Origin of the sequence: Dysgonomonas sp. GY617 (assembly GCF_015233815.1) — a bacterium.
Lineage (GTDB): Bacteria > Bacteroidota > Bacteroidia > Bacteroidales > Dysgonomonadaceae > Dysgonomonas_A.
Genome location: NZ_JADCLR010000001.1, coordinates 523535 through 535438, shown reverse-complemented (window position 1 = coordinate 535438; position 11904 = coordinate 523535). Strand labels below are relative to the sequence as shown.

Genomic DNA, 11904 nt, shown 5'->3' with positions numbered 1-11904 from the left:
GACATTGCAAAAACATTGCATTTTATTTTATTAAGTTAATTTTAACACGTAAACAGCTTATAATCAGGACACATCTAACGTCTGGGGGGCGTGTGGTCGCACGTTCGAATCGTGTCATCCCGACTGAAATCAAGACCCTGTAGAACAAGCATTAAGCAAGTTTTCACAGGTTTTTTTCATGCGGTTACACGTCGTTTTTTGTGCAAATTCATTGCAAATTTGGTCTATATGGGTCGATTGTGGTTTTCAAATCTTTAGAATATCTTTAGAAAAATGTTTTTTAGATGATGTTCACCAGACGTGGTATTATCAATCTTTCTATCAATATTTTAGCGCTTCAAATACTTAGCATTTTTAGGATGATTTGTAATAAATTAATCACCAAAAAACAAACAGAACTGAATCTATTTTTTTCAGCTCTAAACAACCTAAATACATTAATTGCAGATTTTACTAATATAAACCTTTCAGTTTGCTTTTCTAACCTTTTTCTAATTATTATAATTTTTAACATTAAAACAGGTATACCATTGTAAAGATTCAATTACAATTCCTTTTCTTTATAAGTAAAACCCCAAAAGGGCTTAATTTACATTGCTTAGAATATTTTTAACTAACAATATAAGAATAATGAGAACTGGATTTTTATTGATCGCCATTGGTATTATTGCATTATTATTTACTTCCTGTGAGAAGGATGAAATGGGAGACGGAGGACTTGGTGGTGGAGGCAAAGACGACACTATACAGTCGAAAATGAGTTCGAGAAGCGAACCATTGTCAACCTATCAAGAGAGGAACAACTCATAGTGACAGTTATAACATTAACTTTTTCTGCTCTATAATCTAGATAGGCTTCTGGGTAGATATCTCCACTCCATACTCTCTTTCTTGACACATTAAACATTTTCTTATGAAACTATTCAAACGATCTAAGTACCCATTACTACTCTTCATTATTTCAATATTGTTAATTTATTCTTGTCACAAGGACAATGGGGTCTTGGATAAAGCTTGTAGTCTTCTAATTGAAGGAGAACCCAACAATGCTCTAGATTTGCTCAGCACCATTAACGATCCAGAAAATATGGATAAAGAAAGTTATATGCAATATATAGCAATTAATGTAGGCGCTAAATATGAAACCAAGCAAAGTAGTGATGAAGACACTGTAATTTTCGAAGCTCAGCAATATTTTAATACCAAAGGAAAATCAGACTACACCTCTATTGTCAACTATTATGCAGCACAATTACATGATAATAGCGGTGATTACCCAAAAGCTTTAGAATCCTATATGAGTGCTGCCAACGCCACTTCAGGCAAATATGACACCAGCCTTTTAACAAGTAAGAGTTTTAACAATATAGGACATATTTACTATCAACAAGAAGTTTACGATAGTGCTGCGGTCAATTACCGAAAGGCATTGTCATATTATGATAAAATGGATAAGGCTGATGTTCGAAAACTAAAAAGACTGACAAATGTAGGTCGAGCATATGAAGTTTCGAATCAGTTAGATAGCGCTTATTTGTATTTCGACATGTGTTTATCATCTGCCAGAGAAACTGAAAACAAAATATACGAATTTCATTCTTAAAAAAACTTGGGTGTAACTTTTAATGACAAAGGTGAATATGACAAGGCGATTGAATACTATAAGGCTGCTTTGTCTATAGATGTTCCGGATGAGATAAGCCAATCTGAAACCCCCAAAATATATCTTTATTTACTAAATATTTACAACAATAAAGGAGACATGAAATCAGCCAAACAATATACAGTTTTGGTAACCTCTAGCCTCACTGAAGTAGCTCCCAAATCTAATACTCTTAAAGAAATGTACGGGGCTTTAGCTTATTACTACCGACAAACGGGAGACTATAAAACAGCCTTGAAATATAGGGATCTGGAGATAGCAACTAAAGAGCAAATCAGTAGCGAAGCAAACACTCCAGCATTGCTGGGGGCTGATAAAAGTTTCTATATAAAACAGAAAGACAAAGAAGCTCAAATTCTTAAATCTGATGTGTTTTTTCTTATTCTACTTGGAGTTATTGTTATTTGTATTGTGCTGGCTTTTGTCTTGCTCCTTTGGAGAGAGCATAAAAAGGGCAAGGCCGAAATACTAGCTTGTACAGAAAAATACGACATTCTTGAAGGCATGTTACTTTCAATGAGCGAAAAACACACCCAGATAGAAGATGAAATAAAATCAATGCTGGAAGACCACTAACTACTCAGGATAAGAGACCTAGATTTAAAACTTCATAATTCATACTTAAATAATACAACACACACAATGTTTACACACAAGACACATCTAAGAATAGGCTCTCTTGAAAGTATTGATGCAAGCAAGCTTTTCGAAAATTCAACAGAACTGGCAAAATGCAGCTACACCTTTGCAAAGGGAATAGACGGAAAAGGGCAAGTGCAATCGCAAGCTGAAGGCGGTGTTATCGAATTAGAGCTTTCTACTCTACCAAGTAAAGCTATTATTCAATGGGCACTCAATCCCCGTAAATACGAAAGTGGAATGATCGTGTTTAGTGATGATGCCGGCACTCCTCTAGAAAAGATTCTGTTTACTGATGCCGCATGTATATCAATGGAAATCACTTATATGCAAACAGGAAGTGCCTATATTAAAACCTCCTTAATAATAAGTGCTAAGAAAATAATGATCGGAAACACTGTTTTCGAAAGTAGATGGCTTAATAAATAAACACAGACGATATGAATATCAAAGATACCGTTAGTAAATTTTTCACTTTTCCACTTGTTGAAGCTGGTGTAACTGTGCACTTAATTGTAGATCAAAAAGAATACGAGGTAGAACAGTTTAAAATAGGTTTCACTCAAACCACAGACCATAAAGGAGAACCTCAAGCTGAAACCAGAGGCGGTCAGTTAATGATAGGTCTTACACAAACTGTACCCGAAAGTATTTATGACTGGATTATCAAACCGGCACAGAGAAAAGACGGAGAAGTAGTATTTAAGAATCAAGTTAGCAGCTCCCCATTAAGGATACAATTTTTTAATGCAGCTTGTGTTAATTTTACCCGTGAAGTAAATTTATCTGGTGGACTTCAAACCAATCTGATTTTATCCCCTGAAAGATTACTTGTTAATGATGTAGAACATGAAAACTTTTGGGTGTAATGAGCAACAAAGAAAAAAACTATCCTGTCATTTCCTTTAAGGAATATATGATGATAGTACATAAGAACGAAAAATACAATGGGTTCGTAGAATATCCCGATGGTATTGTTGCGTTTGTACTAACAGAAGTAGTTGTTGAGACTATTCCCTCAGACAATGACCTGAATCGTTATACCCAATATAAAATGAGAACAGCTAATAAATATCATGAACAGATTATCACTGTTAATGATGCTATTAAGCCTAATAACCAAAATATAAACATCAGAAACAAGGAATATTCACAAAGCATACAGGAAGGGCGTATAAAGACAGCCTTTAGACTTAAAGCAGAAGAACTGAATCGGAAAATAAAATTAGAATATACCATTAGGGTTATAAAAGACCCTAATCTAAAAAATGATCTCGACAATCTGTTAGCACAATATGAAAGACTCATAAGTTGTTTGGAAAAGAAAACACCATTCAAACTCAATATCATTCCTATAGATTTGAGAAATACAGAACAAGCAAACACATATATAAAGCACTTCAATATAACAGCATTTACACCGACCTCTTACATTACTCAGGGGCTGACTGATGAAGAACAAAGACAAAGGAATTACCAAAAGGCACTTGATAACTGGAAAAATGCCGACCCTTTTGCGTCAAAAGCAGTTGAAGGAATGGCATATGGTATGGTTGGTGCTCCTTTTGCTGTAGAGGCAGGAGGAGTGTATGCTTTAAGTGCAGGGCTTAGGACTGCTTTAAAGTTAAATACTAGCATGTGGGGTTTGAAAGCTGGAATAGATGTTGGAGGGCAATGGCTAGCTAATGGAGATTTGACTGAAACAAATATTATAAGTACAGGTGCATCTACAGTATTACCTATTGTTCTTTGCTCTGGCAATCTCACTATTATAATATCTATACATAAAATCATATATAATAAGTTCATGGAATCGGTTATTTGACCGAAATAATCGGTTCAAGCTCATGTGAATATAACTGGTTAATAACGCATTGATCGTAATATTATTTTGTTGCTTTTCTTTTTTAGATTTTAATTCTTCAATTATAGGAATTAATCTCTTAGACCTTCTTTTTATAGGCGATTGTAAAGCTATAAAATTTTCATCTGTTATAGTATTTTTAAGAACAGATTCTACAGCTTTCTTATTTTCTCTGAATTTAGTATTGAATTGCTTTGCATTATATTTATTAAAGCCAAATTCGGTTTTAAAAGAGTTGCTTAGTTTCTCCATCAGTTGCTGTTTTTCTAAAATATCCAAAGCAAAGTCTGAAAGAAAGGAATCTATCACTTGCAATGCAATCATCCATCTATAATTCTCATTTGAAGTTATACTTATTTTTTTCAGAATCGATAAAATACACTCACTATCTAGATTAAAAATGGTTTCGGCATCTTCTATAAATAGGTTGTCATAACGTTCTAGTTCTCGATTGTAGGTATCTAGCTGAACTTTCCAGATAAAGTTGTCTTTTATATGGTGATTCAATTGTGTATAGAAGAGTCTTACAGCTTCTCCAAAATATAATTCATCTTTGAGTAATACTCTAATTCTTAGATGAAAATCGGGATCTGAATAACGAATAAAAAACCATTTATCTATAATACTTCTCTTTTCCAATTTGCTTATAATACGAGAGATATTACGTATTAATATTTTGTCTGCAGTTCTATTTCCAGTATATAATTTTATATAAAGCCATTTACTTCCTGGAACAAATGTTCTTTGAATCATTTTCATTCTTTAGAATTTTTATGAAAAGCAGCAATACATTCATTCAAGTACACGTCGTCTCTATTCTTAACAACAGCCTCTTCCGAATCAAATATGAACTCTTCGAATTTTATAATCTGCCTATTCTTTATTATAGAGAAAAGAGATTGAATGCTCACAACACTTTTCCAATCAATAAAAAGCTCGTTATCACCATCCGGCATAAGGACATAACGAGGTATAGAATATCTTTCCCTCCAAAGCTCCACTTCTGAGACTAATACGTCATCTTCTCTCAGAATAAAAAGATGCTGTATCTCCTCTTTCTTCACACTCCAAGTAGCAGGTGAAAGAATCGTATTTTTATATCGTACTCTTGGGCGAAATGAAAGCTCATTCGCTAAATATCCCCAATCGAAAAACAAACCTTTTCTTCCAATTTGCATTTGCATATCACTCAAAAAATGATAAACGGGCATTGAGTTATTCTGATAATTATGAGCTGTGGTTAGTCGAGGAACAATCTCTTTATTCAGTTTCTTAGATCGAATAATTAATCGCCCTTGTTTGACAGATAGCATCAAATCAGATAAATAAATTAGCTGATCTTGCGGTAAGTCTGAATTTGCCATATACAACAACTCATATTCTCGAATATGCGGACGAGAAAGAATATTACCAGTACGAGCTTCCGGAGAATGCACAATCTCTGCTAAAATTACATTAGGCATTAGTTCTTGATCTTTTTTTGTAATATCTTTCACTAGTTTTTCTATTTCACTATCAATATGAGCAAAACGAGCTAATAAGTTTGCACCACAACTTCCACTAAAAGCTTTCAAGCTTATTAATGTATCATTCTTATTTGCACGTATAATTTCAAATATAGTATATATAGTTGGGGGCAAATTATCCCAATTAGGAGCTAAATCTTTTACATCCTCATCAGTTAGAATAATTTCCTGTGCTTTTTGAGATAAACATTCTATAACCTTTTTTAGCAGAAGAGATTGAATGAAGGTAGGCTGAATGCCTCTTTGCTCTATTTTACGGGGTAAGTAAAAATTATCAGCAAGAGGAGAAATATCACCATTGTCACCTCTTGATGGATAGCCAATACCTAATTCAGGGTCTAAAGCTTCCATAAGCGGAACCTCTTTCTCTTCGTATCTGTTAGCAAAGTCTTGCTGAAATTGACTTAACAAAGTATTATTTTCTGTCAAGGTTATCTTGTTTAGGAATGTCATCGTTGATTTTAACTCCTCTAGAATTCTTGTTCCTAAGTATGCAGAAGATGCATCTCTTACCATATCTACTTGAAACAGAAATTTCTCTTCATAAGGAATTTTTATTCCATTTATTTTAGAAATGATTTCTTCATATAATCCAATCTTTTTACTTTGAGAATCAATATTTTTCAATAGACTCTCTATATTTTTTAATAAAAAAAATAAATTCTCGTCACACTCTGTTGTTTCCAATGATTTTATTATTCGAATGAAGAAATCATCACCCGTTACAGACTGGTATAATTCGCTAACTATTATCTGAGAGTCAATCAATTCTTGAATAAAAGATATAGCTTCTTCCTCTGTGATCTCATCGTTCACAAGACATGCAATTAGAACTCTTATATTTGTACCTTTTCTTGCAGTTTTAAGTATTTTATTCAAGTAAATAGACTTCTCAATTTCTGATATATGGTATTTTTTTTTCGTATTGATGTATTTATATTCCACATATCTGTATTTTTTACCGATAGAGTACAAACTTGTGTTGGGATAATATTTTATTTTATCTCTAATACCTGGCATTTCAGATAATGCATCGTAAAGTGCACATAGATAATACATATCTAATCGGGTTTTTCTATTTAGAGTATCCCCTAATTCAACATTTGTCTCCTCATTATCAACTATTTTCCCTAAAGAACAGCCCGCAAATAGACCAAAAGGGGTACAACGAGTAGACATTCGACTGATATATCGTTCTAATGAGAAAATTAATTTACTCCTCTCATTTTCAGCTTTAATTTCTCCCTTTAATAATTTTTGCAATTCCTTAGACAAAACAGGAGATGCAATATATATAGCTTCCTGAATTTTTGGATCTGATAGTTTTTGACAGAACAAATCGTGATCATGAAGAATCGGTTCTAAATGATTAAAAGGAAGAAACGGTGAGCGAAAAATAAACTGGGGAAATGGACTGTAATTCATTTATTTTAAATTTAGACAGCCTTAAAAAATAAGGCTGTCTCTGAATTAATAGGATTATAGATCCCATATTTAGATTTACGATATGACTGTTTCGATGTAAAGCAGTCATATCTAGTCTTTAATTATACGATCCAGATGTGATGTAAAACTTCTTGTTAGCAATAAGGACCTGTTGCTAAACAATCATAATTCATATCACCAGATTGCCCTGGGTCTGCACATTTATTAGAGGCCCACACCCCTCCCTTTAAATCATTCATTCCTGCATTACTCAAATTAATCACAGATTCTTTTTTCAACTTTAACTTTTTAACTTCTTTCTTTTTCATAAGTGTTTAAATTTATATTACCCTACTCTTAAGATTTTCGGGAACCTCTTTTTTTATACTAGTAAAAACATATCATCCCATTCCTGCATATCATCTAAAAGATAAGATGTAAACATCAATCCAACTCCCGAAATTCCCTCTAAGAGAGAATTATCACATATCCAAGAATCCTTCCTATAAGTTTTATAGCCAGCTAAACCATCTTCAAATCGAGCAATATCCAATGTCTGTCTAACCCAATAATTAGTAGCTGATAAAAATTCAGATCTGCCAGTTTCAATATACATCCGACGATATATCATTACGATACCTGCACTTCCATGACAAAGCCCTGCATCAAATACATTATTTTCACTTAGGGATAACCTCTTGGTAGAATCTACAAAAATCTCCAGCGCTTTATTCTTCCACTCATCCTTATTCATCGCTTTACCTGCCTGCCATAGTGATAATGCTATACCTAAATCACCATAACACCAAGCTAGCCTGCTTTTGTTAATATTTTCTTTGGATTGAATAGGGAAATGTGAACCATATAATTGGAAATCTATCTCCTGTGAAAGCAGATAGTTAACAGAATACTCAAGTAATTCTTTCACTCTAATATCTTTACTACCACCTGCAACTACACGAGATAGAAAAATAACTATACTAGAAATTCCATGAGAAAGAGCAATATTATAACCTATTTTATGGGTCTTTATATCTATAACCGACTTCCATTTAGCAATCTTGTTACTCCTATCTATTTCTGCGGTAAAATAAAGAAATTCAATAAGTTCATGTATTATCAACTCATTCGTTTTTTTCTTTAGAAAATACAACCCTACCCCTAATGCTCCATGCATAAAATCATAATTATGATTTTGTATATCCTTCCGCATTTCATTAATAAGATAATTTTCCAAGTCTGATTCCACTTCGTCAACGTCAATATCAATAAACTCGTTTTCCCTTAAAAATTCGAATAGATATAAAATTCCTGATAATCCAGAACAATAAGTATGAAGATTTATTTTAGAACCTAATTCACTCATTAGACTTTCTGAAAAAGAGTCTACCAATAAAATATATTTAGGGCTTTGAGAATAGCGAGAGTAATAGAACAAGAATAATAAAATTCCGAAATTTCCACTGTAAAGTCCATTTCCATCTTCAAGACTTCCATTTTGGATTTTATTATAAATACAATCAGCAATCTGATCGAGGTTTACTCGGATAGCATTTTTCATTAATATTAGGTTATTTAAGATAGATTTAAGCTACGCATAAACCTTACTAATTAGAAATTGATTATCGGTTTTTTTGCTAAAAATTGTTTTGTTTTAGTCTCCGTTGTGTTATTTATTAAGCTTACGATATGAATGTATCAAAGATAAAAAAATATATTCGAAATGCTAATCCATTTAATAAAACAAAAACATCAGCGATGCCAGAGCAGTTTCTCGCAAACAAGAAAACAGTATCAATATACCACCCTACCCCATTCATTATTAGAGTAAATAAGCTTTAAATACACGAAATATTATACCAGTAATAAAAAAATTAATTTGTACATTTAGTGCATAATAATCTCTAAAATTATCACATATGGACTTTGAAGAACTTTCTAAGCATTATATGGAAAAGTATAATGAATTAACTGAGAAGCGAGATAAATCGGGTATTAGAACAACTATTGATGATATCAACGAAGCCATCCGTGGGCTTAATATGGATAGAGTGAATGATGATTATTGCAAAATACTTGACTGGAATTTTTATGTCGCAAATATTGAAGGTGCGCGACTGGCTTTGAATGCTCAATTTCCGTACCTACGCTTACCATCTGCCACCATTTTTTCTATTGCCTTTGACCAAAGCGAGAAGAAATGGAAATTCAACGGAGAGATTGATTAAAAGATTTAAAACTACACTATTCTAATAAAACATAAAAGCCTTTTCGTATGAAAAGGCTTTTATTATATATACTTATTTATAATCTACTTTTATTTATGAGGATCATTACCCGATCTTCTATGAATATATTCCAACTTGCCTTGAAACACATCTGCAATCTTATAAGCTCTCGATTTGGCTTCGTCAGCAATATCTCCCGCAAAAAGTCTGTCAACCGTCTCCGTAAAAAGAGACAACCAACGATCGAAATGTTCCTTATCGATTGGTAGCTGCGCATGTGGCGGAAAAGGGTGACCCGTATATGTTCTTTCATTCAACAAAATACTTTGCCAGAAAGAATGTAATTTCGCCAAATGTTCATCCCAATGATCACCTATTCTTTCATTAAATATAGGTCCCAACAATTCATCCTTACGCACTTTGGCATAAAACGTGTTGACCATTTTTTTTATGTCCTCTAAATTCTCAATATCTTTTATCGGTTTTATCTCTCTCTCCATATCTAATTATTTACGTGTACCAAATACAATCAGTATCATCATTTTCAAAGATAATAAAAACATACAACCCACCTCTGAGATTGTAAGCATATACGGTCTTGGTTTCTCCAATGACTTTATTCTCTTTATCATCTCTCTCGTCTTCTGATCTTTATACGGAATAGATCTAAAATGAATAATAGATTGATTATTACTATAAGTAAAGCCCCCCATTTACTGAGAGGCTTACATTTATATCAAAAATAGTATTTTTATTATAAAGGAATTTTGATTTCCAGTTCCTTAGATTCATTTCTTTTTATTGTAATACCCTCAGTACCTGCAACAGCTGTTTTATCTCCAAGAGTATAAAATACAGCAAAATAAAGATTGGTTTGAGATTCAAGAACATTCAATTCCGTAAGATTCAAACTGAACTTGGCAATTCCATTATCATCTGTTATAGCCATTTTCTTAGCATCACCAGGTATGGTTGCTTCCGTTACGGGAGTATCCTTATACATATAAACCGTTTTGCCAGACTGAACAATACCTAACGCATTGGTCACCTTTACTGTTACATTAGCTCCTAAAAAGCTAGGATCATCGTCATCGTCGTCGCTACAAGAACTGAATCCGACAGCAGCTGCTGCAACGATAAATAAACTTAAAAACAATATTTTCTTCATAAAGTAATTATTAAGTAAAGCCGATCATTTTATGAATATGCCTATTCGGCGATCTGCACATATTCATTTTACACCTTTAAGCTTACAACGTTTCACTTATCGATATAAACTATAAACAATCAGACTTTATAATAAGTTTCAGTTTTAGGCTTTCCTCACTTTTTATAACATTTCGGACAAAAGAATCTGATATCTTACAACTTACAAAAAAGCCTCGAGAGATTTAATAATCTTTCGAAGCTTTCGTCTCCTGAAACAAGTATATTCTTACTATTGATTTTAGATCAATTACATCTCTTTTTTTCGGCTCTGCAACAAGTGCTGTTAAACAAAACCCATTCTATAATAGGATATCTCTTTTGAATTTTCGAATCCTAATCTTTGAGCCAATTGATACGAACCAACATTGTCTTTTCGGCAAGCCCAAACAGGTTCATATCCATTTTCCAGACAATAGTCTATAAGTGCCGAACATACTTTATTTGCCAATCCTTTTCCTTTAAACTCTTCATAAGTTTCTATACCCAATTCTAATTTATCATCATGAACATAACAAGAGAAGGCGGTAGACACTAGTTTGCCATCATAAAACAAGCTGAAGGCAACTCCTTTATTTATGAACTCATCCGCATTATTCCAAAAATGAAGAGGTACAACCGTTCCCTTCATGGCTTCAAAAATATCCTGATCAGTTCTCACAATACTAATCTTAGGATCAAGCAAATTATTTTCACGTTTAGCACTTAAATATTTCTCTTTATTGAATTTAAAATTCACTCTCACATTTAACTCTATCGTATCTGAGGAAGTATGCCTATAAGCCGCTTCGACTAGATTATCGTGCAACAAATCACCCAGAACAGCATCCCAATCCGAAGGAAATACCTGCATCCATTCCACACGATGCCTATTGCCATTTTCATTTAAAGCATACTTCTTAAACACCTTATTAAATTCGGTATTAGTTGGATCACCAAAGAGCAACGACATTCCGTATGGATGCAATATAAAGAAGGTCGTAGGACTGTCTATATCATCAACATAAACTTCTCCGTCAACCATCTTCTCCACCACAGAGCGAGCAAAGAGATTATTTGTAGTAACTGACTTTAATGGTTCTGATAACTTATTATATTGTTCTTTACCTAAAACTTTCATGTGCGAAATATCTTTTTTGAAGTTATACATTCTATGCCCGATTTTCAAAGATAAAAATAAATCTCAGCGAAAATAAAATATTTATCGGAGAGCTTTCAATTATAAATTCACTGTAATACACAATAGAAGATAAGAAACTTTGTGGCTGCTTTTTTTAATATCATTATGTAAGGGTAATACAATCAAAATTCACTAATTTTGGATTATTACTTATGTTTGGACTTGTTTCCATC

General features: G+C 33.0%; 14 protein-coding genes. 7 read left to right on the top strand and 7 right to left on the bottom strand.

Going from position 1 to position 11904, the window contains the following annotated elements; all coding sequences use genetic code 11:
* The first annotated feature begins 630 nt into the window (after positions 1-630).
* From IR022_RS02230 to IR022_RS02205, 6 genes are all read left to right on the top strand, one after another.
* Positions 631-810 (top strand): hypothetical protein, encoded by a 180-nt coding sequence (locus IR022_RS02230; protein ID WP_050710509.1) that lies wholly within the window; start codon positions 631-633, stop codon positions 808-810.
* A gap of 103 nt (positions 811-913) precedes the next feature.
* Positions 914-1603, top strand: a complete 690-nt coding sequence (locus IR022_RS02225; protein WP_194202443.1) for a tetratricopeptide repeat protein — start codon at positions 914-916, stop codon at positions 1601-1603.
* A gap of 6 nt (positions 1604-1609) precedes the next feature.
* A complete protein-coding gene (locus IR022_RS02220) occupies positions 1610-2239 on the top strand; it encodes a tetratricopeptide repeat protein (RefSeq protein ID WP_194202442.1) in 630 nt (209 codons plus the stop codon).
* A 66-nt stretch (positions 2240-2305) separates the two neighbouring features.
* On the top strand, positions 2306-2731 hold the full coding sequence (gene tssD, locus IR022_RS02215) for a type VI secretion system tube protein TssD (protein WP_194202441.1): 426 nt from the start codon (positions 2306-2308) through the stop codon (positions 2729-2731).
* 11 nt (positions 2732-2742) lie between these two features.
* Positions 2743-3171, top strand: a complete 429-nt coding sequence (gene tssD, locus IR022_RS02210; RefSeq protein ID WP_050710506.1) for a type VI secretion system tube protein TssD — start codon at positions 2743-2745, stop codon at positions 3169-3171.
* Positions 3171-4127 (top strand): hypothetical protein, encoded by a 957-nt coding sequence (locus tag IR022_RS02205; RefSeq protein WP_194202440.1) that lies wholly within the window; start codon positions 3171-3173, stop codon positions 4125-4127. The genes tssD (IR022_RS02210) and IR022_RS02205 overlap by 1 nt, the downstream gene beginning before the upstream one ends.
* Here IR022_RS02205 and IR022_RS02200 read toward each other — a convergent pair.
* From IR022_RS02200 to IR022_RS02185, 4 genes are all read right to left on the bottom strand, one after another.
* A complete protein-coding gene (locus IR022_RS02200; RefSeq protein ID WP_194202439.1) occupies positions 4038-4925 on the bottom strand; it encodes a thiopeptide-type bacteriocin biosynthesis protein in 888 nt (295 codons plus the stop codon). The two genes, IR022_RS02205 and IR022_RS02200, sit on opposite strands and share 90 nt — an antisense overlap.
* Positions 4922-7117, bottom strand: coding sequence for a lantibiotic dehydratase family protein (locus IR022_RS02195; protein ID WP_194202438.1), 2196 nt, complete (start codon positions 7115-7117; stop codon positions 4922-4924). The genes IR022_RS02200 and IR022_RS02195 overlap by 4 nt, the downstream gene beginning before the upstream one ends.
* Positions 7118-7272: 155 nt before the next feature.
* Positions 7273-7446: a TIGR04149 family rSAM-modified RiPP gene (locus IR022_RS02190; protein ID WP_194202437.1), complete on the bottom strand. Its 174-nt coding sequence runs from the start codon at positions 7444-7446 to the stop codon at positions 7273-7275.
* Positions 7447-7499: 53 nt separating this feature from the next.
* Entirely contained in the window at positions 7500-8678 is a 1179-nt protein-coding gene (locus IR022_RS02185) for a lanthionine synthetase C family protein (RefSeq protein ID WP_194202436.1), read from the bottom strand.
* Between the two features lie 358 nt (positions 8679-9036).
* Here IR022_RS02185 and IR022_RS02180 point away from each other — a divergent pair, with 358 nt between their 5' ends.
* Positions 9037-9345, top strand: a complete 309-nt coding sequence (locus IR022_RS02180) for a hypothetical protein (RefSeq protein ID WP_050710501.1) — start codon at positions 9037-9039, stop codon at positions 9343-9345.
* 89 nt (positions 9346-9434) lie between these two features.
* On the opposite strand, the gene IR022_RS02175 is transcribed toward IR022_RS02180, so the two are convergent.
* The 3 genes from IR022_RS02175 to IR022_RS02165 all read right to left on the bottom strand — a co-directional run bounded on the left by IR022_RS02175 (position 9435) and on the right by IR022_RS02165 (position 11701).
* On the bottom strand, positions 9435-9845 hold the full coding sequence (locus IR022_RS02175) for a group III truncated hemoglobin (protein WP_199330243.1): 411 nt from the start codon (positions 9843-9845) through the stop codon (positions 9435-9437).
* Between the two features lie 254 nt (positions 9846-10099).
* A complete protein-coding gene (locus IR022_RS02170) occupies positions 10100-10513 on the bottom strand; it encodes a hypothetical protein (RefSeq protein WP_194202435.1) in 414 nt (137 codons plus the stop codon).
* 324 nt (positions 10514-10837) lie between these two features.
* The gene (locus IR022_RS02165) at positions 10838-11701 is read right to left on the bottom strand and encodes a GNAT family N-acetyltransferase (protein ID WP_199330242.1); all 864 of its coding nucleotides are present in this window, start codon (positions 11699-11701) and stop codon (positions 10838-10840) included.
* Positions 11702-11904: the final 203 nt, after the last annotated feature.

What these genes read in the sequence shown, in the direction of transcription:
- tssD (WP_194202441.1), top strand. Translation starts at nt 2,306, where the DNA reads ATGTTTACACACAAGACACATCTAAGAATAGGCTCTCTTGAAAGTATT.
- IR022_RS02190 (WP_194202437.1), bottom strand. Translation starts at nt 7,446, where the DNA reads ATGAAAAAGAAAGAAGTTAAAAAGTTAAAGTTGAAAAAAGAATCTGTG.
- IR022_RS02165 (WP_199330242.1), bottom strand. Translation starts at nt 11,701, where the DNA reads ATGTATAACTTCAAAAAAGATATTTCGCACATGAAAGTTTTAGGTAAA.
- IR022_RS02195 (WP_194202438.1), bottom strand. Translation starts at nt 7,117, where the DNA reads ATGAATTACAGTCCATTTCCCCAGTTTATTTTTCGCTCACCGTTTCTT.
- tssD (WP_050710506.1), top strand. Translation starts at nt 2,743, where the DNA reads ATGAATATCAAAGATACCGTTAGTAAATTTTTCACTTTTCCACTTGTT.
- IR022_RS02205 (WP_194202440.1), top strand. Translation starts at nt 3,171, where the DNA reads ATGAGCAACAAAGAAAAAAACTATCCTGTCATTTCCTTTAAGGAATAT.
- IR022_RS02230 (WP_050710509.1), top strand. Translation starts at nt 631, where the DNA reads ATGAGAACTGGATTTTTATTGATCGCCATTGGTATTATTGCATTATTA.
- IR022_RS02185 (WP_194202436.1), bottom strand. Translation starts at nt 8,678, where the DNA reads ATGAAAAATGCTATCCGAGTAAACCTCGATCAGATTGCTGATTGTATT.
- IR022_RS02225 (WP_194202443.1), top strand. Translation starts at nt 914, where the DNA reads ATGAAACTATTCAAACGATCTAAGTACCCATTACTACTCTTCATTATT.
- IR022_RS02200 (WP_194202439.1), bottom strand. Translation starts at nt 4,925, where the DNA reads ATGAAAATGATTCAAAGAACATTTGTTCCAGGAAGTAAATGGCTTTAT.
- IR022_RS02180 (WP_050710501.1), top strand. Translation starts at nt 9,037, where the DNA reads ATGGACTTTGAAGAACTTTCTAAGCATTATATGGAAAAGTATAATGAA.
- IR022_RS02175 (WP_199330243.1), bottom strand. Translation starts at nt 9,845, where the DNA reads ATGGAGAGAGAGATAAAACCGATAAAAGATATTGAGAATTTAGAGGAC.
- IR022_RS02170 (WP_194202435.1), bottom strand. Translation starts at nt 10,513, where the DNA reads ATGAAGAAAATATTGTTTTTAAGTTTATTTATCGTTGCAGCAGCTGCT.